Origin of the sequence: Nonomuraea sp. B12E4 (assembly GCF_039871825.1) — a bacterium.
Classification (GTDB): domain Bacteria; phylum Actinomycetota; class Actinomycetes; order Streptosporangiales; family Streptosporangiaceae; genus Nonomuraea.
Map to the genome: position 1 here is coordinate 1 of NZ_JBDPME010000009.1, position 26,453 is coordinate 26,453.

A 26,453-nucleotide genomic window follows, 5' to 3' on the forward strand; every position below is an offset into this window, starting at 1 on the left:
CACGCCGACACCCAGAATGAGACGAATGAGACGAATGATGCTAAAGTGAATATTGAGGCGATTACCGCTTAAGAATTCGCCGGATTACGAGTGGTCTTCTCATACACCACGATCATGGACGCGGCCGAGGATCGCCCATCGGTCCATGAATCCGAACGTGATGGCGAGTAGAAACAGCTGGGACACCGCGGCGATCAACGCAACCAGGGTCGCCCAGCGGGAGCGGAACAGTAGCATCAGGGCCGCCGTGAGGCCGGCGGCGATGTTGATCGTCCAGAAGATGGCCGGAATCGCCGGATAGTCAGTGAAGTACGCGATCTGGGCAGGCCCGTAGCCTTGTTCGGCGAAGTACCCCTTGTTCAGCGTCCTGGTCAAGACGTAGTCACGCGCGCCGACGAGGTACAGGGCCAGTAAGACGAGCCCCGCGACCCACAGATGCCACGGCCTTGCTGCACGACGTTGCTTGGTCTGCTCAGCTTGATCCATCGGCTCTCCTTGGTGGTTGAACATTGCGGCGAGCCCGAGGACGGCATGCTTCCCTTCATCGACTCGCTCGCCAGACTCGGCCAAGCCTGACAGCACGAATCGCGGGCCATCCCCGAGTGGGCACCGGACGCGCCCTGACGTGTCGCCTCATAACGCCATGGCGACTCCTAACGCGAGCAGGAGAGCAGTCGGTAAGGCGAGGTGTCTCCAGCTCCAACGGGACGCCGTCCTGCGTGTGAGCGGCAGGTCCGGCCAGCGGAAGACGGCCAAGCCTGCGGCCACGGCCAGCACGCCGGCTCCGCAAATCCACACGATGGGCGGTATGGCATCCCACGGGCCGGCGTTGCGCGCCACGAACAGCAGCAACAGTGCCCATAGTCCTCGACCGACGACTGACAGTCGGTCGGGCACGCGGTTGCGAGCGGCTGACACCACGAGCCAGAGGCCGCTGAAGCAGAAGAGGATCATCACGACCGCCGTCACGGGAGAGCGGTTCTCGTCATCAGATTTCTCTATGCCGAGCAGACGCAGCCCCACCGTGTCCACCGGTTTGTTGGTGTTGCTCAGGACGACTACGCCGCGTCCGGTCGCGCGGTCGAAGCCTGCGTATGAGGTGAACCCGCCGGTGGCGCCGTTGTGCCAGGTGATGCTCTTGGCGCCGTAGCGGGTCGTGAACCAGCCGTAGCCGATGCGCTGGCGTTCGTTCTGGCTCCAGCGCGGGGTGGCGGCGTCGGCACCCGGAGCGGTGTCGTCCATGGCAGCGCCGACCAGCTTGGCCATGTCCTCCGCGGTGGACCAGACACCGCCGCCCGCCGCCGCGTGACCGTGGCTGCGCCAAGGATCCATGGCCAGGCCGTTCTCGGCTCGGCCCGTGGCATGGTCGGGTGGGAGGTCGTCCTGAGGGTCGAGTGCCACGGTGGAGGTCATGCCCAGCGGGGTCAGGACGCGCTTGCGCAGGAGGTCGGCATAGCTAGTGTCCGAGCGCTTGGCCAGGGCCAGGCCGAGCAGGGCCATGCCCAGATTGGAGTAGGCGACCTTGCCTCGCTCACCGGCCCTGACGGCCGCCGCGTCGGCCAGCACTGCGTCGGGACCCGCGCTTCCGTACGGGTCGGCGCCGGTGTACGGGCTCAGCAAGGCACCTGCGATGATCTGCGGAGTCATGCGGAGCCGGGGCATGCCGGAGCGGTGCGAGGCCAGCTCTGCCAGGGTCGCCGGAGTGGACAGGCCCGCTTCGGGTAGCAGGTCACGGACCGGCGTGTCAGGGGACAGGCCGTCCTCGGCCAGATCCGCGAGGATCATGCCGGTCATGGGCTTGGCGATCGAGCCCACCTCGAACGGTGTGTGCTCCTCGACAGGACGAATGCCGTCCGCGGTGCCTATGCCTGCGAACCGAGATCGGCCTTGCTCCAGTAGCGCCACCGACAGACCTTGGTAGCCGTCCGCGCCGACGAGGTCCCGCACCTGGCGAGCGAGGGTTGCGTCGCCGGACGCCTGCGGGCCGATGGCGGGTGGCCGCGGAGCCAAGAACAGGGCGAGTGCGAACACCGCCAAGGCCGATACGGCGGCGCCCATCTTCACTACCACGTCAGTCACTCCTGGTCGAAGTCATGCGTGCTCCTTCGCCACCCGGGTGAACTTCTCTCTTTGGTCGAGCACCCGCTGACCTCCACAACCTCGACGACGACCCCGACAGATGCCCTGCACGACTTCGCTTCGAAACCTGAGAAGAGGTCAACACCACACTCCATGTCGAACGTGCTGCCCTCGATGCCTGGGCGTGTGGACTCCAGCCAGCGGATACAAACCCGGCACCATCCACCTTCCCCTGCCGGTGGTCTCGGAAGGTGATGGCGGAGGCATTCGACGCGGTTTCCAACGGGCGCTTCGACCTGTCGTCGCTCCAGCTGAATCCGCGCCGCCTCCCTGGCGACTGCGAGTGCTACATGGGCCGTCTCCCCGAATAGTTGCCAGGCGTTCAGATCCTTGCACGGCAGGGGCTCGCATGTTCCTCACGCAGTGCTGCTGTACACGCTGTGCGAACAACTAGAAGACGGGATGCTGGGTCGCTCATATCCAGACGGCGGTCGGTCCGCAGCTGGATCTCGCCCTACGAAGTCAGGTTCGAGTGGAAGATGGGAGGCCACATCCGCGACGTCACCTATCGCGAAGACGCCTGCAAGGTGAGAACAGGCGCCGCCCCCGCATCCTGGCCGGCCTCCGCAACCTGGCCATCGGCCTGACCCGCCTGCTCGGCTGGACCGACATCGCCGCCGCCACCGACCACTACCGCAGCCACCCCGCCGACGGCCTTCGACTACTCGGTCTGACAACACGAGAACGCTCCGGCCCTGCGCTGCAGATCCCGGTCACGCAGCCAGCCCGTTTCAAGAAGATCGACCTTTGGGTGCGGCCGCCCTCCAGCAGCGCAGGGGCTGACTGCGGTCAGAATGGTGTGCGTTCCGCCTCCCGCCAGGTGAACTCCGGCCGCCGGCCGAGCACCCGGGCCGCCTCGCCGACGTCCCACACGGACGCGTGCCCGCGCACCGCCAGTTCTCCGCCGAACGCCAGCACGATGCCGATAAGGGCCATGACCGGCCGCTGCCACGGCATGGTGAAGTGTCGCCGCCCCGTGCGTAGCTCAGCAGCACCCAAAGCGCCGTACAAGATGCCGACGACGATCGCGATCTTACGGGTGGGCACCCGCCAGCCGAGGTGACGCAGCGTCTCGCCGCGGGCCTGCTGCCAGCCGACGACCACGCCGATTACAACGAGCACGCCGGCCAGGAACCCGAGGTCGAGCAGGAAGCTTGCCGTCCAAGCTGTGCCCGTACCGGTCCGCGACTGCCTGCGTCAGGAACCCGAAACAGCCAACGCCCAGCACCAGCCACAGCAGCAGCGTGATACCGAGCGCGGCCACCAGGGCCTCCCCGCGCGAAGTCCTGTCCCTGTACACCGTTGCGCTTGCCGATAATTACATCCGCCCAGGTCATGGCCATGTGAGGGCTTCGGCCACCAGGAGAGGTGATCGCGTGCGGCATGATGATCAGCCGTGCTCCTTCGCCTGGCCTATCTCACCGTCACGAACAGCTTCGCAGCACTGCGACTGCTGCCCATGGGCGATCGAGACAAGGACATCGAGATTCTCGCCCTGCGCCATCAGATCACCGTTCTCGAACGGCAGCTTGGCGCCGACACCAGAGCGAGATTCGCACCGGAGGACCGGGTCTTTCTCGCCGCCCTCGTCGCTTCGCTGCCGCGCGAGGTCCTGCGCCGACTGCGGCTTCTCGTCCGGCCGGACACCGTCCTGCGCTGGCACCGCGATCTGATGAAACGGCGCCATGCCCGTATCAGCCGGCCGAAGCGGCCTGGGCGCCCGCCCACGGTTCGCTCCATCCGTGTCGTTGTTTTGCGCCTGGTTCGGGAGAACCCCAGCTGGGGCTATCGGCGGGTCCACGGCGCATTAGCAACGCTCAGCATCAAGGTCGCACCGTCCACGATCTGGGAAATCCTCAGACAAGAAGGCATTGATCCAGCACCGCAGCGGGCGTCCACCACGTGGGCCGACTTCCTGCGCTCGCAAGCCGACGCGCTACTGGCCTGCGATTTCATCGAGACCGTCACCCTCAACGGGCAACGCCAGTACGTTCTGGCCATCATCGAGCACACCACCAGGCGCGTCCGCGTGCTTGGCACCACTGCTCATCCGAGCGCGAACTGGGTCATCCAGGTGATAAAGAATCTGGTGATGGACCTGGACGATGTGGGCTGCCGGGCGCGCTATTTGATCCGAGACCGAGACGGGAAGTTCCCGGCTCTCATGGACGAGGTCCTCGCCGACGCCGGTATCCAGTCCGTGCTCACCGGTATCCGGGTACCGCGGATGAACTCGATCATGGAGCGATGGGTGCAGTCATGCCGCCGCGAGCTCCTGGACCGGTGCCTCGTGTGGAACGAACACCACCTACGGCACGCCCTGCGCGAGTACGAAAACTTCTACAACTGGCACCGCGCCCACCAAGCCCTGGACCAAGCGGGCCCCACTGCCTCCCGTCCCGGACCCGATCACAGATCCCGGGCGAATCACCGACCTGAACATACGTCGAAGGGACCGGCTCGGCGGCGTCCTCCACGAGTACTCACATGCGGCTTGAACTGCACGGATGGGATTTTCGGCAAGCATACCGTCGCACTCCTGCTCATGCCATGTCAGCCGTCCGGCAAAGACCATGATCATTTAACAGGCAGTGGGTCCACCGGCCCCGCGGGTTCGTCGATCAGCTGCGCTCAAGATAGCGGTTGTTGGCGGTGTCTCCGCCGTAGGTCACTACCGCGCTGCGCGACTGGGCTCAGAGGGTACGGGTGTCGTCCTGGGCGGACACGTATTGCTCCAGAGCTGTGCCGCACGCCCAGAGTTGGTCGAAGTGGCCGACGAAGTAGCGCAGGAACTCGGGGCTGTCCACCCGGAATCCGCTCAGCTCCTGGCTGGCGACTCCGGAAAAGGCGAGGAAGGCCGTGGCGTCATCGAAAAGCGCCATGTTGATGCCGTCCGCGTCAAGCTCCCAGCGCAGCACCCGTGCGTCGTAGTTGCGGATGTCCTTGGTGGCCTGGTAATGCTGGTGTGCCCAGTCCCGCGTCTCTCGGTTGGAGATGCCGATGATGCGGCGTACGGACCGTGCCCCGGGCCGGCGGGCCCAGTCCAGCACTGCCTCGAAGTATTCGGCAGAGGCGTCACTTGTGTAATGGTTGGGTGGCCGTCGCCGCAGGTAGGTGACCAGAATGCGGCTGCGCGTGGCGCTCACTCGCTCGGCTGCGTTCAGATAGAACTGCTCATTGTCCAGATACCACGCGGGGCGAACGACGCCTGACTCCGGAATGGCTGTCTCGGATGTGAACAACATGCCATCCGCGTTGATCTCCCGGTCGGCCTGAATCCATTTCAGGCGCCATTCTGACTCCTCCCCCCTACATGCCTTCACGAAGGCGCGGGTCTGCTCCAAGGACGGGAATCGATGGCCGTTGAGAATGGCGGAGACCGTCGGGTGGGAGCAGTGCATCGCGGTCGCCAGCACCTGCTGGGTCGGTTTGCCTGCGGCGCGGTGCAGATCCTGCAACTCCAGGGCGAAGCGCTCACGGGGGACAGAGGGGTCCAGTCGGCGCTGCGACGATGGCATAGGCGTGACCTCGGCTGAAGAGTGATCTCGCGACATCATCTCATATCTGTTCGTTTTTGTCCGGCGTTGTTCGCCGACGTTCGCGTGTTCGTTTTCGATCGGCAGAATCGAGCATCTTTCGCACTTGTCGCAGCTGTAGACGGGCTCGGGCTCTGTCGTTGAACCTGAATGCACAGGCTGGCGGAGAGGTGGTGCTCAGAACATGGACGACTAATTCGACCCCGGAAAGATCAGGCCACCACTTCGGCCCAGGCAAGGACGAGAAGTGGTGGCCCGCGCGGACACAGTAGGAGTTACCATGCCGCAACAGAAAAGAATACGCCACCGCGTCCTCGATTTGGTCAAGAAGCGTCCTGCGGTTTCCGGAGTCGCGGTCACCGCCCTGATCGCCACGAACGGCACCGTGGTGACGGTGTGCGGCATCGCGATCGGGTTCGCCGTGGCACTTTTTCTCTGCACCGTCTCGGTGCTGTTGTGCCGGGCGGTGTCGAAGCCCAACGACCCGGGCTTCGAGCGCGTCGTCTACCTGCTCAAGTTGGTGTGCCTGTACGGCCCGCGGATGCTCTTCACCGGGCGTTCCAGCCGCGTCACGGACGCCTGCGTGACGGGCGTCGCCAACGATCCGCCCCCGACTCGAGTCCCCCACTGCCCGGAGTGCCTGCTGCACGGCGAGGGGTTGAAGCACTAAGCAGAGGGGAAGGATCCATCGCCGGGTCACCCGGTCGGCCGCGAGCGGTGTGACCCGGGCGAACGTGAAGGCGGTCAGGGCAGGCGCGGCGCCCTGTACCGCGTCAAAACGCAGTCACGATAGCTCTGACCTGTGGCTTGACGGGGGTTGTTCCTGCAGACAAGATCGCGTCCTGTGCCTGTCCGCCTGTTGTATCTGATCGCGCTCCGAGTTTTCGGCTGGCTGATGTTGCTCGGCCGCAGCCAGGCGTCAAAGGACGCGGAAATAATGGTGTTGCGCCACGAGGTGGCGGTGCTGCGGCGTCAGGTCGGGAGCCCGAAGCCGGACTGGGCCGATCGGGCCGTTCTCGCGGCGCTGGCCCGGTGGTTGCCGGCGGTGCTGCGCGCCCATCGGCTGGTCACCCCGGCAACGTTGATGGCATGGCATCGTCGTTTGTTGTGCCGGGCCTGGACCTACCCGCGTCGGTCCGGGCGTCCAGGAACGAGCCAGGAGATTTGTGACCTGGTCATTCGATTGGCGAGGGAGAACCCCGGGTGGGTCATCGACGGGTGCACGGCGAGGTGGTGCGACTCGGCTTCCAGGTCAGCGAGGCGACCGTGCGGCGCATCCTGCGCTCGAGCCGCTTGGGTCCGGCGTCCCGGTATCTCGACACGTCCTGGCGGATCTTCTTGCGGTCACAGGCCGAAGGTCTCCTGGCCTGCGACTTCTTCAATATTGACACGATCTTTCTGAAGCGCCTGTACGTGTTGTTCGTGATGGAGGTCCGCACGCGACACGTGCACGTCTTGGGCGTGACCAGCCACCCGACCGGCGCATGGACCGCTCAGCAGGCCCGCAATCTCCTGATCGAGCTCGGCGAGCGAGCGGGGTCGTTTCGCTTCCTTATCCGTGATCGGGACGCTAGGTTCACTGCCGTCTTCGATGAGGTGTTCGCCGCCGTGGGTGTCACCGTGTTGAAGACACCGCCGCGGACGCCAAGGGCGAACTGCTATGCCGAGCGCTGGATCCGGACGGTACGCGGCGAGTGTACCGACCGAATGCTGATCTACGGCGAACGTCACCTGAGCGTGGTTCTGAACGAGTATCTCGATCACTACAACGCGCATCGGCCGCATCAGGGCCGTGGACAGCGACCACCCGATCACGATGAGCATGTCGTGGTGCCGATGGAAGGCCGGATCGAACGCCACACGAGACTCGGAGGAGTAATCAACGAGTATCGCCGAGCTGGATAGCTGGGTCGGAGAAACCCCAGCTCAAACCACGCACGCGAGTTTTGACGCCTTACACGCTGGTGTGGACCGATGAGCGGGTCGCCGACTGGAACCGCGAACTACACGATCGGCTCGATGTCGAGCAGCAGCGGCGCGGGGCCCGGCTCAGCCGCGCCAGCATGATCAACGTGTACGCGTCTGTGCCGCGGCCGTCGCCGGTGATGGTGTGGACGCCCTCGCACACCTACACGTTTCTTGCTAAGGCGGCCACTCACCGGCTGTTCGCGCTCTATCGGCTGATTGCCCTGCGCGGGCTGCGCCGGGGTGAGGCGGTCGGGCTGCGCTGGAAGGACGTCGACCTGACCGCCGGGACCGCAGGGGTGCACTGGCAGATCACCCAGCTGGGCTGGGAACCGGTACAGGGCAGACCGAAGACCGAGGCCAGCGACCGCACCATCGCCCTGGATGAGGACACCGTCACCGCGCTGCGCACGCACCGCAAGCGCCAAGCCGCCGAACGGCTGGCCGCGGGTGAGGCCTGGACGAACAGCGGATTCGTCTTCACCGACGAGATCGGCCGGCCGCTGCATCCGCAGCAGGTCAGTGACCACTTCTACCAACTGGCCTTCCAGGTGGGACTGCCACCAGTGCGGCTGCACGACCTCCGCCACGGGGCCGCCTCGCTCATGCTGGCCGCCGGGGTCGATCTGAAGGTGGTGCAGGAGACCCTCGGCCACGTCTCCTCCACCTTCACCCGCGACACCTACACCAGCGTCTACCCGGAGGTGGCCCGTGCCGCCGCCGAATCCACCGCCGCACTCGTCAACACCGCAGCCGCAGGCGCCCAGACCGCCCGGCTGATCACCCTGCCGAACCACACCGGCACGACCACTACCTGACCCACCCAACCCAGGCAGGCCCGCCGATACTCCGGCGGGCCTTCGCCTTTGTCCTGAGCGGCCGTCGTACGGGTAGCCCAGGCGATCGACCTCTAATCAGCACTGGAAACGGCCGCGAGGATTGCTACGAGAAGCAGCGGATCTTTTATCTGCTGGTCACCAGCGGCCTGACCAGCGAGACGAGCCGACTTGGACAAGGCTTGACCGGGCATGAGACACCGTTGACCAGCGGTGCTGGGCAGACCTTCCGGCTTGATCTTCAGATGGTGATCTTTGGGGTCTGAACTGGCGGTGGCGGCCTAAATGATCTACCGGCGTACACGGTCCGTACACAAGAGCAACCACCGAGCAACCAACCATGATCAACAGCGAGCATCGGAGGTCGGCGAAAACCGAGAAACCCCAGGTCGAATGCGGTTTTGGTGAGTAGGGCGGGTGGGACTTGAACCCACGACCCACGGATTATGAGTCCGATGCTCTAACCGGCTGAGCTACCGCCCCTGGATTCAGTTGTGGGTCCTGCTGTGGCATGCCGAGAGGATCATGCCGATTCCTTGCCTGCTAAGGCTAGAGCATCAGATCCAGTCGTGGTGCCTGGTCCAACAGGAGATGGGTCCTGTTGACATCATTCCATGGCCGACAGAGTCGTCGGAGCCCTGGACGATCGTAATCGCGTCGCGGTTGAGGGTGCTCTACGGGGTGGGGTTGAGGTGCCGGTGGGGCCTCGGCGTCATGGTGGCCGCTGAGGGCAGTGGGACTGTGGTGGGTTTGGGGCGTAGTGGTTGCCGGGTCTCTTGGTCGGGCCCCGACGGGGGAGGTGTCGGGGCCGGGGTTGGCAGGCTTTGTGGGCCTGTGCCTTCGGGGCCGAGGCCGGGGTGTCGGGTGTCGACCACGGTGGGGGTGGTTCGCGGCGACGGTGGGGTGGCCGTTGCGGCTGGCGCACTGATCGTGGTGGCGATCAGTGGGGTGGGGGGCGGGGAAGCTGCCTTGCTTCTCGTGGTGGGTCAGGGGGCGGTGCCGTAGCCGGGGTTTCGGACCAGCCAGTCGTAGTAGACCTGGCTTCGGCGGACCGCGTCCATGTGGGCCTGTTTGGCCTGGGCCACCACCCATGCGGCTTCGGGGGCGGTGGGGTGGCGGCCCAGGAGTTGCCGCCAGCGCAGCGGCGCGCCTGCCAGCGGGATCATGGCCAGGCCCTGGGAGGTCTGGTGGGTGGCCTGGCAGAGCACCACGGCGCGGCCGACCTGGGCGAGGTGCGTGCACGTCGGTACGTCGGTCTCGTAGATCGTCCCGGGCGTGAACCCCGCACGCGCGCACGCCATCGCGAAGCAGTCGGCGAAGCAGCCGTCGCCCGGCGTCACGGCCCACTGCTCTCCCGCCAGGTCGGACAGCTCCACCTCCTTCTCCCTGGCCGCCGGATGGTCCTCCTTGACCAGGCAGAAGACCGGGTCGACGCTGATCGTCTCCCACAGCAGCGTGCCGGTGGGGGTGCCGGAGTCGCCGCACGCGCCGGTCAGTACGTAGTCGAGGCGGCCGAGCTCCACCATGCTGTTCAGCTCGTGGGTCGACCAGGACGTGTACGTGCTGACCGTGCGTTCCGCGGCCAGCCGGTCGACCAGGCCGCCGAGTATGGGCCCGTTGGTCGCGCCGATGCGGAAGCCGGGGGAGGGGGCGTGAGCGAATCGTACGGCTTCGTCCTGCAGTTCCTTGGCCGCGGGGAGTAACACCCGGGCCCGGGCGAGTACCAGCTCGCCGAGCCGGGTGGGCCTGGCGCCGTGGCGATCGCGTTCGAACAGGGCGCCGCCGAGCACCCTCTCGATGCGCTTGAGCTGGGCGGTCAGGGCCGGTTGTGCCAGCCCGAGCAGGGAAGCGGCTTTGCTCACGCTTCCCGCGTCCGCGACCGCGCGGACGATTCTGAGGTGCCGTAGCTCGAGGTCCATAACGGGAAGGTAAAGCGGCGATCTCTTACAAACAATGCCTCTATGTCAGGACTTGTGACAGATATTGTCGGGAGTCTCTGGGGTAGGGGGAACCCATGACGACAATGGGGATAGATCCGGCCCAGCTCAGCGACGAAGATGTGGTACGCGAGCTGCGGCAACTGCACGCGACCCGGAGCGACACGTTCTTCCACGGCTCGGACGACGCGCTGGAGAACCACACCGTCCGCACCAACGAGCTGGAGGCCGAATACCTCCGTCGCCATCCCGAGCGAGAGATAGACCCGTGCCGGTTGAGGGAAGGAGCGAGACGGCGGTGATGACGGAAGGTCACGATGTTCAGGAACTGTCGGACGTCGACATCCACGTGTACGAGGCCGTGGCGTCGCAGGCGGTCGAATCCGGCGGAGCGAAGTTCCCCGGGCTGGTCCGGGCATGCGGCCTGACGGAGGACGAGGTGCGCCAGAGTTTGACGTACCTGCTCGAAGAGGGGTACGTGGTGCCCGCGGGCAACGACCGGTACGGGCTGGGGCCGCACACGTTCGAGGTCGAATATTGATTCATCCGTCCGGTCCCGACGGCACCCGGAGGATGCCTGCCTGATCGGCCGTGATTCCCGCGGTCGCGTACGGCCGCGCGCCGCCGCCTGCACGCCGCCGCCTGATCTCGCGGGCGGCCCGGCCGCGCGCCACCGGCTGACCTCGCGGGCGGCGCGGTCGTCGGCTCGTCCAGGAACAGGATCCCGAACCGGCCGCGGCCAGCCGCTTCGCCCACCGAGGCGGCGCGAACCGGGTGCCGCCGTCGCGCACCGCCGGCAGCCCGGCGAAGTCGCTCGGCTCCCTGATCGAGCCGACCGGCGATCTCCACCGGGAGCCCCAGCCGAGCCCCGAGCGCCAGGACGGCCGACGTCTTCCCGGTCCCCGGCGATCCCAGGGGATCACCGGCAGGTTCGCGGAGACGGCCACGGTCGACGTGTCCACGAATACCCCCTCGCGCCAACTTTGATCGACATCGCAGGGTCGACTCAGGTTGACGGATGGCGGGGTGTCAAATGGTCACGGGGGAGGTCGTACAGGCCACTGCTTGAGGTGGACCGCTGGACGCGGCCCGCAATAATGTCAAGGGGTGGATGTCGCCGAGCTGAGCCCAGCGCAGGCGCGGGAGCGCTTCCGCGCAGGCGTGCGCGTGCCCACTGCGGGCTGGTGCCGGGGCTGGACGCAGGCCAACCTCATCGCCGTGCCCCGGTGGCTGCGCTACGAGCTGCTGCTGTTCGCCCACCACAACCCCCAGGCGTGCCCGGTGCTCGACGTGGGCGAGCCGGGGGCCTGGTCCACGGCGCTGTTCTCCGGCGACCTGCGTACCGACCTGCCCGGATACCGGCTCTACCGGGCCGGCGAGGCGGTCGCCGATCTCGACGACGTGGTGGCGGAGTGGCGCGACGACCTGGTGCCGTTCCTCGTCGGCTGCAGCTTCACCTTCGAGGGCGCCCTGCTGGCCGCCGGGGTGCCGGTGCGGCACCTGGAGCTGGGCACGAACGTGCCGATGTACCTCACGAGCGTCCCCTGCCGGCCCACCCCCAGCCTGTCCGGCCCGCTGGTCGTGTCGATGCGGCCGGTGCCCGAGGAGCTGGTGGAGACGGCGGTCGAGGTGAGCGGCCGCTACCCGATGGTGCACGGCGCGCCGGTGCACGTCGGCGACCCCGCGGAGCTCGGGATCGCCGACCTGGCCAGTCCCGACTTCGGCGACCCGGTGGACGTGCGCGCGGGGGAGGTGCCGCTGTTCTGGGCGTGCGGGGTGACGCCGCAGGCGGTCGTGATGGCCAGCGGCGTCGAATACGCGATCGGCCACCTGCCGGGCCACATGGCGATCCTCGACGCCCGCGACGAGGACTACCGGTCGGCCTCATGACCTCGGCGGCAGGCCGGCCGCGGTGAGCTGCTCGCCGACGGGTGGCGCGCCCCGCCGGTTGTCGATCTCCAGATACGGTACGGCCGGCGGCTCGTCCACCCGGATGTTACGCAGATAGTCCTCGAACGCCGCCAGCTTGCCCGCGTCCCGCCCCAGCCCCCTGGCCATGAGGCGGTCGCGCAGCGTCGGCCCGTCGGAGCGGACCCACAGCAGCCGTACCGGCTCCCCGCCCAGCTCCGCCACCCACCCGGCCCACAGGTCCGCCGCGTGGACCTGGCTGGTGAACGGCCCGTCGAGCATCACCGGGCAGCCCTGCTCGCGGATGTGCCGGGCGGTCGCGGTCAGGCCCGCGTACTCGTGCCGCTTGACGTGCCGGTCGTACCAGGGGCCCTCGCGCTCGCCGTCCGGCCGGCCCGCGGCCCGCAGGACCTCCGCCACGAAACCGCCGTACACGGTGTCCTTGTCGAGCAGGGCGGGCACGGGGGACAGGCGGGCGAGCAGCGCGGCGGCCACCGTGGACTTGCCCGCCCCCGGCGGGCCGCTGATCACCCAGACAGTGCTCATGTGATCAACCTATCTACGCGGATTCGCGTAGACCGGTGCCTCGTCCCAGCGGACGACCGGACGGCCTCCGGCGACCAGACTCCTGCTCATGCTGACCATCTTGACCAGGGCGTTCCGGGTGCCGGAGCTGCGCGGGAAACTACTGTTCACGCTGGGCCTCATCGCGTTGTTCCGGCTGGGACAGCTCATGCCCTCGCCCGGGGTGGACGTGGTGGCCGTGCGGGAGTGCGTCGGGTCGGCCAAGGGCGGCTTGTTCGACATGATGCAGCTTTTCAGCGGGGGCGCGATGCTGCAGTTGTCGGTGTTCGCGCTGGGCGTCATGCCGTACATCACGGCCAGCATCATCATGCAGCTCTTCGCCGTGCTGGTGCCCCGGCTGGCCGAGCTCAGGAAGGAGGGGCAGCGCGGGCAGGCGAAGATCACCCAGTACACGCGGTACCTGACCGTGGGCCTGGCCGTGCTGAACGCCGGGACGGTCGTGGCGCTGGCCCGCGCCGGGCAGTTGCTCCCCGGGTGTCCCCGGCCGCTGCTGCGGGACGACGGCCTCCTGCCGGTGATCGTGCTCGTGCTGACCATGGTGGCGGGATCGGCCATGGTCATGTGGCTGGGCGAGCTGATCACCGACAGGGGGATCGGGAACGGCATGTCGCTGCTGATGTTCACGCAGGTCGTGGCCGTCTTCCCGGCGTACATGTCCAAGATCTTCGTATTGAGCCCGGCCGGGTTCGTGGTGATGACGGTGTCGGGGGTCTTCCTGGTGGCGGCCGTGGTGTTCGTGGAGCAGGCGCAGCGGCGCGTCCCGGTGCAGTACGCCAGGCGCATGGTGGGGCGGCGCATGTACGGGGGCGGCAGCTCGTACATCCCGCTGAAGGTGAACCAGGCGGGGATCGTGCCCGTCATCTTCACCGGCTCGCTGCTGTACCTGCCCACCCTGGCGGCGCCGCTGCTGGGTGACGAGGCCGAGGGGTGGGTGACGCGTCACCTGACCGCGGGCACGCATCCGCTCTACATGACCGTGTACGTCCTGCTCATCGCCGGGTTCGCCTACTTCTACGTGTCGATCACCGTCAATCCCGACGAGATGGCGGATGACATGCGGCGGTACGGCGGGTTCGTACCTGGGATCCGGCCGGGCCGGTCCACGGCGCGTTACCTGGCGTTCGTGCTGTCCCGGCTGACCGCGCCCGGGTCGGTCTATCTGGGGGTGCTGGCGTTGCTGCCGCTGGTGGCGTTCGCGCTCCTGCGGGATCCCGGCACCCAGCAGAACTTCCCGTTCGGTGGGACCAGCGTCCTGATCATGGTGGGGGTCGGGCTCGACACGGTCAAGCAGATCGAGGCGCAACTCCAGCAGCGCAACTATGAGGGTTTCCTGCGGTAGGCCGGTCAGCCGGGGAGGGCGAGGCCGGCTCGCATGGCGAACACCACGAGCTGGGCCCGATCTCGGGCGTGCAGCTTCACCATGGCGCGGCTGACGTGGGTGCGCACGGTGTCGCGGCTGATCACCAGCTCCTTGGCGATCTCCTCGTTCGACCGGCCGGTGGCCACCCACGCCACCATTTCCCGCTCCCGGGGCGTGAGCGTGCCCAGGCCCTCGACCGGTGCGGTGCCGTGCCGGGCGAACAGGCCGATGACCTTCCTGGTGATCGACGGGGACAGCAGCGCCTCACCCGCGGCCACCACGCGCACGGCGTTGACCAGCTCGTCCGGCGCGCTGTCCTTGAGCACGAAGCCGCTGGCCCCGGCCTGCAGGGCGGCGAAGACGTACTCGTCCACGGCGAACGTCGTGACCACGACGATCCGGGTGCCGCGCAGCTCCGGATCCCCGGCGGCGGCCCGCAGCGTGGCCACGCCGTCCGTGCCCGGCATGCGGATGTCGAGCAGAAGCACGTCGGGCCGCGTACGGCGGAGCAGGGCGATCGCCTCCGCCCCGTCGGCCGCCTCGCCCACCCACTCCATGTCGTGCTCCCGCTCCACGAGCGCCCGCAGCCCCATCCGCACGACCGCCTGGTCATCGGCGACCGCCACCCTGATCACGGGCCGCGCAACACCGGAATGCGCCGCCCCTTGCCCATGATCGGGCGATGGGGTGCCGGGGTCTGCGGGCTGTTGTGCGTGGTGGGGTGGTGTGGTGTGATGATCGGCCGGTCGTTGCGCGTGGTCAGGCTGGGATCTGGTCTCGTCGGGGGTTGTCACGCCGAAACCCGCGGGAATCTGGCCACCACGCGGAAGCCGCCGCCCTGGCGCGGTCCCGCGGCGAACCGGCCGCCCGCCTCGACCACCCTGGCGCGCATCCCGGCGAGCCCGCGCCCCTCGGCAGCGCCCGTCCGGCCCGCGCCCCGGTCGGCCACCTCCAGCACGAACTCCGGGGGATCCCCGCCCACCCGCACGAGCGCCCGGGTCGGTCCCGCGTGCCGCAGCACGTTGGTGAGCGACTCTCGCACCACCCGGTAGACGATGTCCTGGAGCGGGGCGGGCACGGCAAGGTCGGCGGGCGCGACACCCGCCGGCTCGACATCGACGGGCAGGCCCGCCGCCCGCACTCCGTCGATGAGCCCCGCCAGGTCTCCGCCGGGCGGGTCGATCCCGTCCAGCGCCGCCCGCAACTGCGCCAGCGCCAGCGTGCTCGTCTCCCTGATCGCCCGCAACGAGGCCCGTGCCTGCTCAGGGTCGTCGTCGAGGGTGACGAGCGCCAGCCCGGCCTGCATGGCGATGGCCGCCAGCCCGTGCCCGGCCACGTCATGCACCTCACCGGCGATTCTGGCCCGCTCCGACGCCACCGCGTCCACCCACGCCCCGGCCCGGGCGCCATCCACCAGCCCGCCGCCCGGGGCGCTGCCCGCCAGGGTGCTCTCCGGCGAGAGGCTGCCCGTCCGTATGCTGTCCGGGCGCGAGCGCTCCAGGGTGTCGCCCGTCGGGCCGGGGTGCGCCGCGAGCATCGTCCTGAGCCGCTGCCCGCCCTGATCAGTGGCGGCCGGGAGGCCCCACGCCGTCTGCCCGGCCGGCCCCTGGCGCACGAACTCCGCGGGAGCCCCGTGCCGGACCGGGCCCGTGCGGGCAGCGGGGCCGAGCGCGCCGGTGCCGGGGGAGTCGGCAGGGGGAGCCTGGTGGTGGATGCCCGGGGCGGGGAGCCGGACCGGGGGCGGCCCGGCGTTGGCGGCGGCGGCCGCGGCGGCCGCGCGGGCCTGGGTGAGACCGCTGAACGACCAGGGGACGGCGAGCCAGCCGGCCCACACCAGCATCATGACGACGGGAAGGTCACCCAACCGGCCCAGGTGCGACAGCATGGCGAAGGGCCCGCGCAGGCGCCCGCTCCACCGCGTGTGCTCCGTCGCCATCCCCCACCCGCTCAGGCTCGTGTAGCCCCGATCCTAGCGAGCTTTCACACCGCCCGGCTCTTCCGCGGCCCGTCCAGCCCCCAGGAAATGATCTTGGTTGGGGTGATCCTGATGATCTCGCGGGAGAAGCCCTGTATGGGCGGCTCGTGGTCGGTCAGCGCCACCGCCGTGCCCCGGATCTCGATGCCCCGGGGCGCCCAGGGATCGACCGTGGCCAGGTCGTCCACGACGAACGAGGCCGTGCTGCCCCGCTGGATGTTCCGGAACTTCTTCGAGATGCCCAGCGCGTGCCCGCCGATGACGATCGTGCCGGTGTCGGCCTCGACGAAGAAATTGGTCGGGTTGTTCTGCGCCTGCCCGTCAGGCGAGACCGTGGCCAGCCGCCCGAGGTGCTGCGTGGCCAGGTAGTCGAGTTCCGCTTGGGTGAAAATCATGCACCGAAGTCTGCAACCTTGACGTCAGTGGCGGTCAACCGGGTTTGGGGCACTGGCCGGCCCAGCCCGCCGGCCAGCCAGCGCAGCGGGTTGTCGTGGGTGATCAGGCGGATCGTGTCCTCCTCCACCCCGGACTCGCGCAGGCGCGGCAGCACCGCGTGGAAGAGCTGGGCGTACCCGGGCCCGCCGTACTTCTGCATGTGCCCCACCCGGCTCAGCCCCGTGCTGATCAGCAGTCGCTCGGCGTGGCCGTCCTCGATCAGGCCGAGCGCGATCCTGGCCGCCTGGTCCGAGCCGAGCGCGAGCACACCCAGGCTCACGTACGCGCCCGCCTCGGCGATCTTCCGCGCGGCCCCGAGGTCGGCACCCGCGTACCCCACGGCCACCCGGGAGCCCGGCAGGTTCTGCCCGAGCAGGATCTCCAGCAGCGACAGCGGGCTCCTGCCGTGCGTGGCGACCGGCAGCCGCGACTGGAGGGCGGCGCGGCCGGCCGCGACCAGGCAGCGTTCCTCGCGCGGCGTGGGCTCGGCGCCCCAGGAGCCGACCTCGCCGATCACCCCGGGAAACACCCCGGTGCCGTCCACGCCGCTGAGGATCTCGTCCATCAGCAGGCCGGTGAGCGTGTCCACGTCCTGGTCGCCGACGTTCGTGAACGGCTCCGCGAACAGTCCGGTGGAGGCGACCACCGGCACCCGGCTGCCCGCGGCGATGCGCGCCAGGGAGGCGGGGTCGCGGCCCATTCCCAGGCAGGTCAGCTCGACGACCAGCCCGAGATCGTCGGAGTGGCGCAGCTCGCGCAGTTCGGCGGCTACGGTGTGTTCCTCGTCGAGCCAGCGATGCGGGTCGGAGTCGACGCCGACCGCCCAGCGCATGTCGGTACGGAGATGCTCGTGGGGGAGTACGGCACCGTTGACGGCGGCCACGCGTACGGGACCGGTAACGGTGCGGAGCAAGACTTCGGGCATAGCAGACGTTAACCGATGTTTGCCGCAACATCCCGGTTCAAGCAGCAAATTTTACCCTTTAAGTGGTTTGGTGGTTTGCTAGCCGTCTGCAAGTGGCTGGGCGGGGTAGGGCCGTATCCTTGGGGCACACCGACTGCCGGGGGGCATTGTGCAGGTTCAGAACTCCGACACCGGCGACGCCGACGTGATCAAGGGCGGCGCCGCCGGCCGCTCCGACATGCCCGGGCGCCGAACCGGGATCCAGGGGTGGCTGGACGGCGTGAGGTCCACCCGCGCGGGGGCGCTCACCCTGAAAATCGTGATCGGCGTGATCGGGGCCGTCATGGTGGTGGGCGGCCTGATCATGGTGCCGTTCCCGGGGCCGGGCTGGCTGGTGGTGTTCGCCGGGCTGGCGGTGCTGGCCACCGAGTTCCACTGGGCGCACAAGGTGCTGGAGTTCGGCAAGGGCGTGCTGCACGCCTGGACGCAGTGGTATAAGCGGCAGGGCTGGACCCTCCGCATCCTCGTGCTCATCGTGACCGCGGCGGCAGCGGCGATCATCGTCTACGTGGGCCTGCGCACGCTCGGCATCGACGTGATCGGGATCGCCCAGCGCTTCGTCTAAGACCGCCGGCCCCGGGGTGTCAGAGATAGAGGCCGGTGCCGTGGTCGGTCTCCTGGGTGGCCACCGCGTGCAGGTCGCGCTCACGCATCACGAGATAGACCTGCGCGTGCAGCTCCACCTCGAACTGGTCCTCGGGATTGAACAGCACCTTGTCGCCGACCTTGACCGAGCGCACGTTCGTGCCGACGCCGCAGACCTCGCCCCAGGCCAGGCGGTTGGCCATCTTGACCGTCGCGGGGATGACGATCCCGGAGCCGCTGCGCCGCTCCTCCGCCTCCTGCTCCAGCCTGATCATGACCCGGTCGTGCAGCATCTGAATCTCGAACTTGGGCTCTAGCACAGGCTCAAGTTTACGAGCCGCGCAACGCCGCTCAACACGATCGGGCGTCATGAGAGGGTTTGCACCATGCGCGACGCCGAAGCCAGAGTCCTCAACGCCATCGACGCGGCGGAGACCGTCACCCTGCTGGCCGAGACCGTCAGGGTCCCCAGCGTCACCGGCACCGACGCCGAGTCCGAGCTGCAGCACCGTTTCGCCCGCCTGCTCACCGAGGCGGACATGGACGTGGACGTCTGGAAGCTCGACCTGGACACCCTGAGCGCCCGCCCCGGCCACCCCGGCACCGAGGCCCCCAGGACCGAGGGGTACGGCGTCGCGGCCGTCACCGGCGGCGAGGGCCCGCCCGCGCTGGCGCTGCAGGGCCACGTGGACGTCGTCCCGACCGGTGACCTGGCCAAGTGGGAGGGCAGTGACCCGTTCGCCGCCCGGATCACCGGCGACGTGCTGCACGGCAGGGGCGCCTGCGACATGAAGGCCGGGCTGGTCGCCAACCTGGCCGTGGTCAGGGCGATCCGCCGGGCCGGCGTCAGGCTCGCCAGGCCGCTGGCCGTGCACTGCGTGGTCAGCGAGGAGGACGGCGGGCTCGGCGCGTTCGCCACGCTGGCCAGGGGACACACCGCCGAGGCCGCGGTCATCACCGAGCCCACCGGCGGCGCGGTCATCACGGCCAACGCGGGCGCGCTGACGTTCCGGCTGGAGATCGCCGGGCGGGCGGCCCACGGCGCCACCCGGTATGAGGGGGTCAACGCGGTGGAGGTGTTCTGGCCGGTGTTCGAGGCGATCAGGCGCCTGGAGGCCGAGCGCAACCGCGACGTGCCCGAGGTCTTCGGCGGCAACGCGATGCCGTACCCGATCGAGGTCGGGACCGTCCGGGCCGGCGACTGGGCCAGCAGCGTGCCCGACCTGCTGGTCGCGGAGGGGCGGCTCGGGGTGCGGCTGGACGAGGACCCGGCCGAGGCGCGGGCCGCGTTCGAGGCGGCGCTCGCGGAGGTGGCGCATCCGTGGCTGCGGGCGAACCCGCCCGTGGTGACGTGGCCGGGCGGCCAGTTCGCCAGCGGCCGGCTGCCCGCCGGGCACGAGCTGCTCGACCAGGTCCGCACCGCGGTCGCCGACGCCACGGGCGGGCGGCCGGCGGAGTCGGCCGCACCGTACGGGAGCGACCTGCGGCTCTACGCGGCGGCCGGGATCCCGACGCTGCACTACGGCCCCGGGGACGTGCGGTTCGCGCACGCCCCCAGGGAGCAGGTCACGCTGGGCGAGCTGCACCAGGTCACGCGGGCACTGGCACTGCTCGTGCTGCGGCGCTGCGGAGCACTCTGACCAGCGCGCGGCTCCACGTCTTACGGGAGGCGACCAGGTTGGGGGAGGCGGTCAGGCGGAGGTGGCCACGCGGCGGCGTGTCCTGTTGGCCAGCATGGGCACGACGAGCGGGGTGCCCGACTGCGGATCCGGGATGATCTCGCAGCGCAGGTCGAAGACGGAGCGCACCAGGTCAGGCGTGACGATCTCGGCCGGGTCGCCCTCCGCGACGATCTCGCCGTCCCGCATCACGATCAGGTGGGTCGCGTACCGGCAGGCCTGGTTCAGGTCGTGCAGCACCGCCACCATGGTCCGCCCGGCCTCGTGCAGGTCGGCGCAGAGGTCCAGCACCTCGATCTGGTGGGAGATGTCCAGGAACGTGGTCGGCTCGTCCAGCAGCAGGATCGGCGTCTCCTGCGCCAGCGCCATGGCCAGCCACACCCGCTGCCGCTGCCCGCCCGACAGCTCGTCCACGATCCGGTCGGCCAGCTCGGTCACGTCGGTCGCCCGCATCGCCTCGGCCACCGCCGCCTCGTCGGCCTTCGACCACTGCCGCATGAGCCGCTGGTGCGGGTACCGGCCGCGGGCGACCAGGTCGGCCACGGTGATCCCGTCGGGCACGATCGAGCCCTGCGGCAGCAGGCCCAGCCGCCGTGCCACCTCCTTCGACGGCAGCGACGTGATGACGCTCCCGTCCAGGTGTACGGCGCCCGTCCTGGGCTTGAGCATCCTGGCCAGCGCGCGCAGCAGGGTGGACTTGCCGCAGGCGTTCGGCCCGATGATCACGGTGAAGGAGGCGTCGGGGATGGCCACGTCCAGGCCGGTGGCCACGACGCGCCGGTCGTAGGCGAGGGTGAGGTCGGAACCCGACAGTCGCGCGGATCCCGTGAGTCGGGCCAATCGTCCGGCGGAAGCCATCAGCGGCGGTCCTTTCGCAGCAGCAGGGCAAGATACGTGCCGCCGATCGCGGCGGTCAGCACGCCGACGGGAAGCTGGGTGGGCGCGAGCAGCCGCTGCGCGGCCAGGTCGGCGGCGGTCAGCAGGACGGCGCCCATCAGCGCCGAGGCCCCCAGCGTCACGCCGGGGGAGCGGGTGAGCCGCCGGGCGAGCTGCGGCGCGGCCAGCGCGACGAACACGACCGGCCCGGCGGCGGCCGTGGCCACCCCGGACAGCAGCACGCCCGCCGTGATCGCCACCGCCCGTACGGCCTCGCCCCGGATGCCCATGGCCCGGGCCGCGTCGTCGCCCATCTCGATCATCCGCATGGGCCGCGCCACGGCCGCGCACATCGGCAGCAGCACGGCCAGCGCCAGCGCCACCGGGATCGCGTGGTCCCACCCGCGCCCGCTCAGGCTGCCGGTCAGCCACGCGCCCGCGGTGGCCGCGTCGTTGATGTTCGCCCTGGTCAGCAGGTAGGAATTGGCCGCGACCAGCAGCGCGTTGACGCCGATGCCGACCAGGACCAGCCGGTAGCCCTGCACTCCCCGGCGGAAGGCCAGCGCGTAGACCAGCAGGGCCGTGACCACGCACCCGGCCAGCGCGCCGCCCGCGATCTGCGCGGCGGTGCCGCCGGCCACCACCGCCACGATGCCACCGGCGGAGGCCCCGGCGGTGAATCCGATGAAGTCGGGGCTGCCGAGGGGGTTCCTGGTGAGGCTCTGGAAGATCGCGCCGCTCACCCCGAACGCCGCCCCGACCAGCAGGCCGGTCACCACCCGGGGGGCCCGGAGCCGGCTCACGATCAGCTCGGCGACCGGCGTGCCCTGGCCGAACACCGCGTGCGCGATGTCCGGCACGGGCACGGTGAACTCGCCGGTGGACAGCGCGGCGACGCTCACCACGCAGAGGACCGCCAGGAGCGCCGCGCAGGTGAGCAGGGCGCGCGGCGCCAGCCGTACGGACCAGGGGCCGACGCGAACGGTCACAGCGCCGCCACCCGCCTCCGCCGGGCCAGCATGATGAAGACCGGCGCGCCGATCACCGCCCACATGATTCCCACCTGCACCTCTCCGGGCCGGGCGATCAGCCGGCCCGCGACGTCGGCCCCGAGCAGCAGCACCGGCGCGGCCAGCGCCGAGTACGGCAGCACCCACCGCTGGTCGGGCCCCACCAGCGCGCGCACGGCGTGCGGTACGATCAGCCCGACGAACCAGAGCGGCCCGGCGGCGGCCGTGGCCGCGCCGCACAGCAGCGTGACCGCCACCCCGGTGAGGATCCGCGTCCGGTTGACCGCCACGCCCAGCGCCTTGCCCGCCTCCTCGCCCAGCGCCAGCGTGTTGAGCGGCCTGGCCAGCAGCAGCCCGAGCACCAGCCCCACGGCCATGAACGGCGCCAGCCGCGCCAGCGTGTCCGCCGTCTGCCCGGCCAGCGAGCCGGTCAGCCAGAACCGCATGCGGTCGAAGGTCTGGGCGTCCATGCGCAGGATGGCCGAGGACACCGCCGTGCACACCATGCCGAGCGCGACGCCCGCCAGCGCCAGGCGTACCGGGCTGGAGCCGGCGCGGCCGGAGGAGGCGAGCGCGTAGACGGCCGCGGCGGCCAGCGCCGCGCCGCCGAACGCGAACCACACATAGACCGCGGGATCGGACAGGCCGAACAGGCCGAGCGCGAGCGTGACGCCCAGCGCCGCGCCCTCGTTGACGCCGAGCAGCCCGGGATCGGCCAGCGGGTTGCGGGTCAGGCTCTGCATGAGCGCGCCCGCCAGCCCCAGCGTCGCGCCCACGCCGAGCCCCAGCAGCGTACGCGGCACGCGCAGCTCCCGGATGACGGTGTGGTCGCTGGAGCCGTTCGGGGCCAGGAAGGCGTCGATCACCGTCGAGAACGACACGGACCGGGCGCCCAGCGCCACGCTCGCCATCGCCACCAGCACCAGCAGGCCCGCCGTCACGAACAGCCCGGCGACCAGCACGGTGGCGCGCCCGCGCGGCCCACCCCCGCCCGCCCCGCCGCACTGCGCCCCGTGAGCCCGGTGAGCCCCGGCAGCCCCGGCAGCCCCGGCAGCACCGGGAGCGCCGGGAGTCGCGCCGCTCTCCGCGCCATGCGCGGTACCGCCCACCGTCGTCTCCTCAGCCGGGCGCACCCGACCCCCTTTCCTGGCGTTAAAACTTAGGTAAGGCTAATCTCATGACCCGTTAGTGAGGCAAGCCTAACCTTAGGAGTAGACATGTCCGGACCGGTACTGGCACGCAGGGGGTTCCTGTCGGCAGCGGCGGGCCTCACGGCGGCCCTGGCACTGGCGGCCTGCGGCGACGAGCAGCAGCCGGCCACGCCCAGCACGGGAGCGGCTCCGGATCGGCGGTGGACGTTCACCGACGACCGAGGCACGAAGCTCGACCAGCCCCGCCGTCCCAGCAGGATCGTCGCCCAGGTGGGCGCGGCCGCCGCCCTGTGGGACTTCGGCGTGCGCCCGATCGCCGTCTTCGGCCCGCACAAGCTCAAGGACGGCAGCAGGGACCCCCAGGTCGGCAACGTCGACATCACCAAGGTCGCCGGTCTCGGCAACGTCTGGGACGAGTTCAACGTCGAGCAGTACATCTCCCTCCAGCCCGACCTGCTGGTCAGCGGCATGTACGAGAAGGGCACCCTCTGGTACGTGCCCGAGAAGTCCAAGGACACCATCGAGCAGGTGGCCCCCACCGCCGGCATCATGCTCACCGGCCGCAGCGCCACCGAGGTGATCGGCCGCTACGAGGAGCTGGCCCGGACCTTCGGCGCCGACATGAAGGGCGTGCCCGCGGCCAAGGCCCGGATGGAGGCCGCGACCAAGGAGTTCGCGAGGTTCAAGGACCTCAAGATCCTTTTCATGTCCGGCGGTCCCGACACGATGTGGGTGGTCAACGCGCCCGAGTATCCGGACATCGTGCACCTCATGGCCGCCGGCCTGGACGTCGTCAAGCCGGAGCAGGTGGACGAGGGCGGCTTCTTCCAGTCGCTGAGCTGGGAGAACGCGGACACCTACGACGCCGACGTGATCCTCTACGACACCCGTACGCAGTCGCTCAAGCCCGAGGAGATGCTGGCCAAACCCACCTTCGCCAAACTCCCCGCGGTCGAGGCGGGCCAGTTCTACCCGTGGAACGCCGAGGCCCCCTTCAGCTATCAGGGCTACGCGACCTTCCTGGAAGGGCTGGTGGCCAACCTGGAGAAGGCTAGTAAGCTCCCCTGACCTCGACGATCTCGGCGAGGGGGAACTCCAGGTAGTCGCCTGCCTCCTCGCACCAGGCGTCCAGCGCGCCGCCCTTGAGCTCGCCGTGGCTGATCGTGGCGGTCAGCCCGCCGGTCAGCGTGATGCCCGCGCGCACCCCGCGGTCGACCACGAACCCGAGCAGCGACTGCTGCGCCGTCGGCAGCCGCGTCGCCATCCGGCCGATGATCGCCCAGGTGCGGCCGCCCTTCTCGGTGTCCTGCCGGGTGGCGAGCAGGCGGCGGGCGTGCTCGTGCGGGTCGGGCGGCGGCTCGGCGAGCATGTGCAGCGGCGTCTCGGCCAGGCCGGGGAAGTCCGAAAGCTCGGCCACCTGGCCGCCGGGCAGCAGGATCAGCTTGCCGTTCTGCGGCTCCTCGGCCCTGGCGCGGTGGATGGCGATCTCGCCGGTGTCGGAGACGGGCACGGGGGAGTAGCCGACCTCGCGCAGGGCGGCCAGCGTGCGCTCGGCGCCGACGCCGCTGACCAGCACCGTGGGGGCCAGCAGCCGCAGGCCCAGCCGGCCCAGCCGCCGGTGCGCGGCGATCTCGGCGAGCAGGGTCGGGTCGCCGGCCTGGATGACGCAGCCGACCGTGCTGACCGTCACCTCGCCGTGCCGGCGGGCGGTGTCGCGTACGAGGTATTCCAGCGGCTGCGGGATGGTGCCCACCCCGGCCAACTCGTCGAGCAGGTCGTCGGCCTCGTGGCCCTGGTCGAGCGCGCGGCGCACGCTCTCGGTGGTGAAGCGCCACACCGAGGCCGCGCCCCGCGACTCGCGCTCGGCGACCCGGTCGAGCAGCGCCGCCAGCTCCGCCGACGGCGGCCCCGTCACCACCGCGGTCAGGTCGGGCCCGAACAGCGCGCTCCGGCGCACGCTCGCCAGCGCCCGGGTGGCCGCCTGGGCCAGCACGGGATCGTGCTCGATCATGGGTACGGAGTCGTCGTTCTCGTCGCCCGGCTGGGCGGTGCACCCGGCCAGCGCCCGGCCGAGGTCCGTGAGCGAGTCGTTGGCCAGCAGACCGAGCAGCCTGGCCTCGTCGAGCACCGCGGGCGCGCACTCGAACAGCAGCTCGCGGTCGATCAGCGGGGCGTGCCAGTGCACGTTGCGCACCAGACCGGTGCGGTCGGCGAAGGCCATGCCGGCGGGCAGGTGGGTCAGCACCGACAGCACGGCCCGGCGGATCCGGGCCACCGCGCTCCCGGCGGGGTCGTCGCCGAGCACGGTGCCGTACTTGCCGTCGATCTTGCGCAGCGAGGACCGCTCCATGCGCCACCACGCCGACAGCAGCACCCGCAGCCTGGCCGAGCCCTCGTCGAGCCGCCAGCGGTCGAAGCGCTCGGTGGGGATCATGCCGCCGGACGGATCGTCCCAGGCCAGCAGCCTGGCCACCGCGCAGACCTCCAGCAGCAGGCGGGTCTCGTCCTCGTCGCAGCCGGTCTCCTTGGCCACCCTGCGGACCTCGCGCACCCCCACGCCGCCGGTCTTGAGCAGCGGCAGCGGGGTTTTGGAGGTGTTGTCGAGCAGGGCCGCGCACCGCTCCACCACGTGCGGCGCGGCCAGCGTCATCAGGTGGTCGACCTCCTCCGGGTCGACCGGGATGGTGGCCAGCTCCGGCGCGTCGGGCAGGAAGGCCGGGTGGTAGCCGGGGCCGCGCAGGCTGATCGCCACCTCGCGTGGGATCTCCGCGACGTGCCAGCTCGGCCGGAAGAGCAGGCCGTGGTCGGCGCTCCATTTCTCCGGCGTGCCGGGGGTGACGAACTTGGCGCCGTCGACGTTGAGCGCGGGGCCCTCCCAGGCGAAGCGGTCGAGCAGCGCCGCCGTGCCGTCGGGGGCGCTCCGCATCAGCGATCCGAGGCGCTCGCCGTCGCTGAGCGCCTCGGTGACCCGGGCGATGATGCGGCGCTTGTTGCCGTGCGCGGGCAGGCCGAGGTTGCGCGCGAGCGCGTGCAGCGCGTCGTTGCCGATGGTCCAGGAGTTGAGGTAGTGGTCGAGCGGCTCGCCGAGGCTGAGCGGGGCCGACCACCAGCGCGCGACCCCTTCGGCGAGGTGGATCACCCCCTCGCCGTCCGGCCAGGCCAGCGCGTGGTCGAAGAGGTGGTCAAGCCAGGGGGTCACCTCGTCGGGCCGGGCGGCGACGAAGGCCGCCAGGCGTTCGGCCGTGGGGCGGCTCATGGCCAGCGCCGCCTCCGCGAGCTGCAGGCAGGGGAGTGGCAGGCGGCGCAGGGTCTCCATCACGGCGAAACCGTTGCCGAGTCGCTGGGCGAGGGTGTCGAGCCGGCGCGGCCAGGGCGCGGCGATGGCGTCGGGACGGTTGGCCAGGACGCGGCCAAGTCGGTCTTCGTCTAGGGTTCGCAGCCAGCCGAGCAGGTGATCTTCCATCTGTCAGCACTCTCATGGGGTCGCGCGCTGGGACTCACCGTGAGCCATG

27 protein-coding genes and 1 tRNA gene are annotated in these 26,453 nt (G+C 69.9%); 10 read left to right on the plus strand and 18 right to left on the minus strand.

Annotated elements, in window-relative coordinates:
- Positions 1-99: 99 nt before the first annotated feature.
- From ABGB18_RS21095 to ABGB18_RS21115, 5 genes are all read right to left on the minus strand, one after another.
- Positions 100-486: a hypothetical protein gene (locus ABGB18_RS21095; protein WP_347697264.1), complete on the minus strand. Its 387-nt coding sequence runs from the start codon at positions 484-486 to the stop codon at positions 100-102.
- Between the two features lie 147 nt (positions 487-633).
- Positions 634-2,070: a serine hydrolase gene (locus ABGB18_RS21100; protein ID WP_347697265.1), complete on the minus strand. Its 1,437-nt coding sequence runs from the start codon at positions 2,068-2,070 to the stop codon at positions 634-636.
- Positions 2,071-2,928: 858 nt separating this feature from the next.
- Positions 2,929-3,261, minus strand: coding sequence for a hypothetical protein (locus ABGB18_RS21105; protein ID WP_347697266.1), 333 nt, complete (start codon positions 3,259-3,261; stop codon positions 2,929-2,931).
- A 268-nt stretch (positions 3,262-3,529) separates the two neighbouring features.
- The gene (locus ABGB18_RS21110; protein ID WP_347697267.1) at positions 3,530-3,826 is read right to left on the minus strand and encodes a hypothetical protein; all 297 of its coding nucleotides are present in this window, start codon (positions 3,824-3,826) and stop codon (positions 3,530-3,532) included.
- A gap of 1,006 nt (positions 3,827-4,832) precedes the next feature.
- A complete protein-coding gene (locus tag ABGB18_RS21115; RefSeq protein ID WP_347697268.1) occupies positions 4,833-5,657 on the minus strand; it encodes a helix-turn-helix transcriptional regulator in 825 nt (274 codons plus the stop codon).
- Between the two features lie 298 nt (positions 5,658-5,955).
- Between ABGB18_RS21115 and ABGB18_RS21120 the strand changes: the two genes are divergently transcribed.
- From ABGB18_RS21120 to ABGB18_RS21130, 3 genes are all read left to right on the plus strand, one after another.
- On the plus strand, positions 5,956-6,345 hold the full coding sequence (locus ABGB18_RS21120; protein WP_347697269.1) for a hypothetical protein: 390 nt from the start codon (positions 5,956-5,958) through the stop codon (positions 6,343-6,345).
- A gap of 548 nt (positions 6,346-6,893) precedes the next feature.
- Positions 6,894-7,580 (plus strand): integrase core domain-containing protein, encoded by a 687-nt coding sequence (locus tag ABGB18_RS21125; RefSeq protein ID WP_347697270.1) that lies wholly within the window; start codon positions 6,894-6,896, stop codon positions 7,578-7,580.
- Positions 7,581-7,621: 41 nt separating this feature from the next.
- A complete protein-coding gene (locus ABGB18_RS21130) occupies positions 7,622-8,458 on the plus strand; it encodes a site-specific integrase (RefSeq protein WP_347697271.1) in 837 nt (278 codons plus the stop codon).
- A gap of 427 nt (positions 8,459-8,885) precedes the next feature.
- On the opposite strand, the gene ABGB18_RS21135 is transcribed toward ABGB18_RS21130, so the two are convergent.
- Together ABGB18_RS21135 and ABGB18_RS21140 are read right to left on the minus strand one after the other, a co-directional pair.
- Positions 8,886-8,959 (minus strand) — tRNA-Ile (locus tag ABGB18_RS21135).
- A gap of 503 nt (positions 8,960-9,462) precedes the next feature.
- On the minus strand, positions 9,463-10,395 hold the full coding sequence (locus ABGB18_RS21140) for a LysR family transcriptional regulator (protein ID WP_347697272.1): 933 nt from the start codon (positions 10,393-10,395) through the stop codon (positions 9,463-9,465).
- Positions 10,396-10,490: 95 nt separating this feature from the next.
- Between ABGB18_RS21140 and ABGB18_RS21145 the strand changes: the two genes are divergently transcribed.
- Both ABGB18_RS21145 and ABGB18_RS21150 read left to right on the plus strand, forming a co-directional pair.
- Positions 10,491-10,715, plus strand: coding sequence for a DUF6158 family protein (locus tag ABGB18_RS21145; RefSeq protein WP_347697273.1), 225 nt, complete (start codon positions 10,491-10,493; stop codon positions 10,713-10,715).
- Positions 10,715-10,954, plus strand: a complete 240-nt coding sequence (locus ABGB18_RS21150; protein WP_347697274.1) for a hypothetical protein — start codon at positions 10,715-10,717, stop codon at positions 10,952-10,954. The genes ABGB18_RS21145 and ABGB18_RS21150 overlap by 1 nt, the downstream gene beginning before the upstream one ends.
- Position 10,955: 1 nt before the next feature.
- Here ABGB18_RS21150 and ABGB18_RS21155 read toward each other — a convergent pair whose 3' ends face one another.
- Positions 10,956-11,375 carry a hypothetical protein gene (locus ABGB18_RS21155; protein WP_347697275.1) on the minus strand — a complete coding sequence of 140 codons (420 nt, stop codon included), beginning with the start codon at positions 11,373-11,375 and terminating at the stop codon, positions 10,956-10,958.
- A 145-nt stretch (positions 11,376-11,520) separates the two neighbouring features.
- Here ABGB18_RS21155 and ABGB18_RS21160 point away from each other — a divergent pair, with 145 nt between their 5' ends.
- Positions 11,521-12,303, plus strand: coding sequence for a putative hydro-lyase (locus ABGB18_RS21160; RefSeq protein ID WP_347697276.1), 783 nt, complete (start codon positions 11,521-11,523; stop codon positions 12,301-12,303).
- Here ABGB18_RS21160 and ABGB18_RS21165 read toward each other — a convergent pair.
- Positions 12,298-12,867, minus strand: a complete 570-nt coding sequence (locus tag ABGB18_RS21165; protein WP_347697277.1) for an AAA family ATPase — start codon at positions 12,865-12,867, stop codon at positions 12,298-12,300. The two genes, ABGB18_RS21160 and ABGB18_RS21165, sit on opposite strands and share 6 nt — an antisense overlap.
- A gap of 88 nt (positions 12,868-12,955) precedes the next feature.
- Here ABGB18_RS21165 and secY point away from each other — a divergent pair, with 88 nt between their 5' ends.
- The gene (gene secY / locus ABGB18_RS21170) at positions 12,956-14,245 is read left to right on the plus strand and encodes a preprotein translocase subunit SecY (RefSeq protein WP_347697278.1); all 1,290 of its coding nucleotides are present in this window, start codon (positions 12,956-12,958) and stop codon (positions 14,243-14,245) included.
- 5 nt (positions 14,246-14,250) lie between these two features.
- Here the strand turns inward: secY and ABGB18_RS21175 are convergent, their stop codons facing one another.
- The 4 genes from ABGB18_RS21175 to ABGB18_RS21190 form a co-directional block, all read right to left on the minus strand.
- On the minus strand, positions 14,251-14,901 hold the full coding sequence (locus tag ABGB18_RS21175) for a response regulator transcription factor (protein ID WP_347697279.1): 651 nt from the start codon (positions 14,899-14,901) through the stop codon (positions 14,251-14,253).
- 155 nt (positions 14,902-15,056) lie between these two features.
- Positions 15,057-16,202, minus strand: a complete 1,146-nt coding sequence (locus ABGB18_RS21180; RefSeq protein ID WP_347697280.1) for a histidine kinase — start codon at positions 16,200-16,202, stop codon at positions 15,057-15,059.
- A 44-nt stretch (positions 16,203-16,246) separates the two neighbouring features.
- Positions 16,247-16,636, minus strand: a complete 390-nt coding sequence (locus ABGB18_RS21185) for a PPOX class F420-dependent oxidoreductase (RefSeq protein WP_347697281.1) — start codon at positions 16,634-16,636, stop codon at positions 16,247-16,249.
- A complete protein-coding gene (locus ABGB18_RS21190) occupies positions 16,633-17,589 on the minus strand; it encodes an aryldialkylphosphatase (RefSeq protein ID WP_347697282.1) in 957 nt (318 codons plus the stop codon). The genes ABGB18_RS21185 and ABGB18_RS21190 overlap by 4 nt, the downstream gene beginning before the upstream one ends.
- A gap of 160 nt (positions 17,590-17,749) precedes the next feature.
- Between ABGB18_RS21190 and ABGB18_RS21195 the strand changes: the two genes are divergently transcribed.
- The gene (locus tag ABGB18_RS21195; protein ID WP_347697283.1) at positions 17,750-18,205 is read left to right on the plus strand and encodes a TIGR02611 family protein; all 456 of its coding nucleotides are present in this window, start codon (positions 17,750-17,752) and stop codon (positions 18,203-18,205) included.
- A 19-nt stretch (positions 18,206-18,224) separates the two neighbouring features.
- Here ABGB18_RS21195 and ABGB18_RS21200 read toward each other — a convergent pair whose 3' ends face one another.
- Positions 18,225-18,545, minus strand: a complete 321-nt coding sequence (locus ABGB18_RS21200; RefSeq protein ID WP_347697284.1) for a co-chaperone GroES — start codon at positions 18,543-18,545, stop codon at positions 18,225-18,227.
- Between the two features lie 66 nt (positions 18,546-18,611).
- Between ABGB18_RS21200 and ABGB18_RS21205 the strand changes: the two genes are divergently transcribed.
- Positions 18,612-19,865 (plus strand): ArgE/DapE family deacylase, encoded by a 1,254-nt coding sequence (locus ABGB18_RS21205; RefSeq protein ID WP_347697285.1) that lies wholly within the window; start codon positions 18,612-18,614, stop codon positions 19,863-19,865.
- A 51-nt stretch (positions 19,866-19,916) separates the two neighbouring features.
- Here the strand turns inward: ABGB18_RS21205 and ABGB18_RS21210 are convergent, their stop codons facing one another.
- From ABGB18_RS21210 to ABGB18_RS21220, 3 genes are read right to left on the minus strand one after another with little or no spacing between them, the layout of a single operon-like run.
- Entirely contained in the window at positions 19,917-20,744 is an 828-nt protein-coding gene (locus ABGB18_RS21210) for an ABC transporter ATP-binding protein (protein WP_347697286.1), read from the minus strand.
- A gap of 17 nt (positions 20,745-20,761) precedes the next feature.
- Entirely contained in the window at positions 20,762-21,769 is a 1,008-nt protein-coding gene (locus ABGB18_RS21215; RefSeq protein ID WP_347697287.1) for an iron chelate uptake ABC transporter family permease subunit, read from the minus strand.
- Complete coding sequence (locus ABGB18_RS21220; RefSeq protein ID WP_347697288.1) at positions 21,766-22,899, minus strand: iron chelate uptake ABC transporter family permease subunit; 1,134 nt, start codon at positions 22,897-22,899, stop codon at positions 21,766-21,768. Before ABGB18_RS21220 ends, ABGB18_RS21215 begins: the two co-directional genes overlap by 4 nt.
- A 108-nt stretch (positions 22,900-23,007) precedes the next feature.
- Here ABGB18_RS21220 and ABGB18_RS21225 point away from each other — a divergent pair, with 108 nt between their 5' ends.
- Positions 23,008-24,009, plus strand: a complete 1,002-nt coding sequence (locus tag ABGB18_RS21225) for an ABC transporter substrate-binding protein (RefSeq protein WP_347697289.1) — start codon at positions 23,008-23,010, stop codon at positions 24,007-24,009.
- Here the strand turns inward: ABGB18_RS21225 and ABGB18_RS21230 are convergent.
- A complete protein-coding gene (locus ABGB18_RS21230) occupies positions 23,993-26,404 on the minus strand; it encodes a helicase-associated domain-containing protein (protein WP_347697290.1) in 2,412 nt (803 codons plus the stop codon). The genes ABGB18_RS21225 and ABGB18_RS21230 overlap by 17 nt on opposite strands.
- Positions 26,405-26,453 lie beyond the last annotated feature (49 nt).